We start from the raw sequence: 3205 nt of genomic DNA on the forward strand, positions 1-3205 counted from the left end.
GGCTGGATGCTCTATTTACCAATAGAAATAGATCCGACTTTAGTCCCAATGGCAGAAGAAATAATATCTATTTCTGATAAAAATGACAAAAAAGGCTCATTGATTATCACAACAAAAGACATCTTTGACATAGAAAACCAGGAGCATATTAATAAAGCCAATGATATTGAAATCTGCTTGCGGGATCTACAAATATTATCGCTGATAACAGAGATATAACTATGGCAAGCAAAGCAGTTATCCGATTAAACGACCTAACCGATCATGGTGGTAAAGTCATCACCGCCATTGATAATTACGTGTATCAAGGCGTACCTGTTGCCGCTAAAGGTGATTTAGTCAGCAGTCCTAAATGCAAAGAGGTTTTCCCTATTGTGGAAGGGAGTGATGACTTAAAGCATCAGGGAAAACCTGTCGCATTAGAGGGGATGCATGTTGACAACAGAACAACGCCGCATAAAGGAACTGGAAGCTCAGATCAAACGTCTGGAAATGGAGAAAACCATTTTAAAACAGACGGCTGTGTTGATGAGCGAGATGCCCGACAAATTTACACGCGTATCACACAGCTGAGTGATGACTGGCCTGTACGGTCCTTTGTCAGTTACTGAAAGTTTCGCCTAGTGCGTGCTTATTATGCCTGACGGTTGTCGATTGAAATTAAGAAGCCGTATCAGAGCGTTGCATCAGGAAAGTCGTGGTGCAGCCGATAGCCGGACGTTGAGTCATTTTCCACCACGTCAGCCCGGCAGTTTATAAAAAGACAGATAAATGAAGAACTGAGCATCCGCGCTTAAATCAGCCCACTATTTCAGGCAGAGTCTTACCGCCATCCTATGCCTGAAATAGACTTTGCGAAGCGATCAATGTCGCCCCACAAGAGGTTTTCATCCCCTCCAGTGCGTACATTTGCCCATTAGAGCTAACTATACCCGGCGTACCTTCCACGATGGTTTGACTACCACCACATTTGGGACAAGATACCGCATCCCCAACCCGGGCCGCTTTCTTCCCTAACACCTCAAAACCGCCATCACCGGCCAGCACCTTGCCACCATGCGAAGTCGAATCTCCAACCAAAATAATGGAACGCAACATCTTTTACCCTCTTAACTATTAGTTAAATATTAATTTCAGCTTATAACGTCTGGCTATCATGGCGTTACAACTTGATTAAAACAAACCAACTGAAACCAAACTCTTTGAAATGACTAAAATAATCATGTTACCTGAACACCTATAAAATTTACGTCATTCACTGTTTTAAAACGAAATTTACACATCTTTAAAATATCAACCTTGATGTTTATTAGACTGAAATATAAATTAACATTAATATTTGGATGCAAAAGAGACAAGTGTAAATATGAAAAATTTTGAAGACTTCTACAGGGCAGCACTTTCGCAAATAAAGCACGATATGCATAACGCGGCACAAGAGCATCCACACCTCGCCCCATTTACCCCCGAATCCGGTGACCCGGATATTCTCCGGTTACTGGAAGGTTTTGCGCTGCTGACTGCCGGTCTTCAGCAAAAAATTGATGATGGTTTTCCTGAAGTGATCAACCCTCTTTTACGCAAGGTATGGCCGATACCGTTACATCCTATCCCTTCAACCAGCGTTATCCAGTTAGATATTCAACCGGGCAGCATGACGGAAGCCACACATGTTGCCAAAGGCAGCCAAATTTCCGCCATACAACATAACCAATCCATTGCATTCAGAACCACCCAAGATATCAGCATTGAGCCAGTTACCTTGATCCATAAAACTCTGACACACCGCGAAAACAAAAGCCTGATATCGCTGACCTTTCAATATCATGGGCAAACTCCCCACTGGAAGACAGGGCCAGTCATGCTTTTTCTCGGAGAAGATCAAAAACTGGCGTCTTTACTGACAAAATACCTGGATCAGTCGCTGGACGACACTTATCTGAAAACATCCCTTACAGAGAAAAAGATGTGGCTGTCTATCGAGAGCGCTCCACGGATGAAGGAAAATTTGGTACTGCCGAGACCACATGACTATTTCTGGCCGTTGCAGGTGTTATACGAATACCTCTATCTGCCACATGTTAATGACTTTATGTCATTTGATTTATCGGAGGAGATCTCTGAGCTCCCTTTGGGCGAAGATAAGCAATTCACCCTTATCTTGGAATTCGACTGCAACATTCCCATTGAGGACATTACCCCCGCATTTATTCCGCACTGCGTACCGGTTATCAACCTGTCTTCGACCAGAACAAAACCGATAGCATTTGAAAAGGGCAAATCGTGTTATGTATTGGCAGCAGATGAAATCTTTAGTATTGATAACGTTAAACTCCAATCTGAACCAGAAGAAATCGCTGATGGATCTGACCACCGTGTTCCCCTTATCGACAGTGCGCAGCTGACAGCCCACCATTTCGCCGAACCCGGTGACAACATATTGCTGTTTAACCCTATACGGGAAGAATCGCCATTTGGGGGCAGTCAAATTAATCTCACGTTTTATGATCATCAGGCAAAACCCGTAACAGAGCACCATTATCGCGACTTTTACTGCCAATATCAGAAACTTGATACACAAGCACGAACACTGGACATCGGGCAAATCTGTATATCCAGCGAGGAGATACCCAGCCATATTCAGGCCAAAAATATCGTGGCGGCGTCAAAAGATTTTCCTGCCGTAGTCAATAGTCATCAGCATTGGCCGATACTATCCTTGTTGTCGATTGGGCCATTTTTTCTCGGCCATATTGATTCCGTCAGATCGCTGGTCAAACAACTGGATACCTTCACACATCTGGACGCCCCGCGTAGCCGGCATATTCAGCGCATGGCCGAGGGTCTCAGTAAAATCTACATTGAACCTTTTTATCATATGGAGAAGGGTATTCCTGTGAGGGCCCAGAAAATCACACTGCGCATGACACCAGAGAATTACGAGCACGAAGGCGAAATGTATGCCTTTGCCAAAACATTACATACCGCCTTCTCCCTCTGCCTGGTCGAAACAAGCCTTCACACATTAACCGTCATCAATGACGATACCGGTGAATACTGGGAATTTTACAATATGCCCGGGCACCAGAAGCTTATGTAACATCATTGAGGAAAAATTATGAAAACCGGACTCCGCTTTTCCTGCACTATCGGCAACCTGGCGCCCATGACTTTTGCGGTCGTCAATTTTACGTTAGATGAAGCG

The 3205-nt window shown here is 44.2% G+C and carries 3 protein-coding genes and 1 pseudogene; 3 read left to right on the top strand and 1 reads right to left on the bottom strand.

The features are described 5' to 3' along the window. Both PTE_RS26375 and PTE_RS27185 read left to right on the top strand, forming a co-directional pair. A pseudogene (locus PTE_RS26375) lies at positions 1-219 on the top strand (Imm52 family immunity protein); the annotation flags it as partial. Between the two features lie 2 nt (positions 220-221). Further along, positions 222-611 carry a PAAR domain-containing protein gene (locus PTE_RS27185; RefSeq protein WP_110742809.1) on the top strand — a complete coding sequence of 130 codons (390 nt, stop codon included), beginning with the start codon at positions 222-224 and terminating at the stop codon, positions 609-611. Positions 612-834: 223 nt separating this feature from the next. On the opposite strand, the gene PTE_RS06585 is transcribed toward PTE_RS27185, so the two are convergent. Continuing rightward, the gene (locus PTE_RS06585; protein ID WP_036844142.1) at positions 835-1098 is read right to left on the bottom strand and encodes a PAAR domain-containing protein; all 264 of its coding nucleotides are present in this window, start codon (positions 1096-1098) and stop codon (positions 835-837) included. A gap of 268 nt (positions 1099-1366) precedes the next feature. Here PTE_RS06585 and PTE_RS06590 point away from each other — a divergent pair, with 268 nt between their 5' ends. Next, positions 1367-3100 (top strand): type VI secretion system baseplate subunit TssF, encoded by a 1734-nt coding sequence (locus tag PTE_RS06590; protein ID WP_071992950.1) that lies wholly within the window; start codon positions 1367-1369, stop codon positions 3098-3100. Positions 3101-3205: the final 105 nt, after the last annotated feature.

The organism is Photorhabdus khanii NC19 (assembly GCF_000517265.1).
Taxonomy (GTDB): Bacteria; Pseudomonadota; Gammaproteobacteria; order Enterobacterales; family Enterobacteriaceae; genus Photorhabdus; species Photorhabdus khanii.